The sequence below is a fragment of the Alteromonas sp. G5_S2_22_S1 genome (assembly GCF_054968525.1).
In genome coordinates, this window is sequence record NZ_JBQKUJ010000085.1 from 1 (window position 1) to 205 (window position 205).

Here is a 205-nt window from a genome sequence, read left to right on the forward strand (position 1 = left end):
AAGTGTTCACAAACAGAGGCGTACCTTCTCCCGAAGTTACGGTACAATTTTGCCGAGTTCCTTCACCCGAGTTCTCTCAAGCGCCTTAGTATTCTCTACCTGACCACCTGTGTCGGTTTGGGGTACGGTTCATATAATCATAAGTTTAGAAGCTTTTCCTGGAAGCAGGGCATCAACAACTTCACTCCCTTGGGAGCTCGTCTCG

1 rRNA gene is annotated in these 205 nt (G+C 48.3%); it reads right to left on the reverse strand.

Annotated elements, in window-relative coordinates:
- A 23S ribosomal RNA gene (locus ACTRWF_RS19775) occupies nt 1-205 on the reverse strand; the annotation flags it as partial.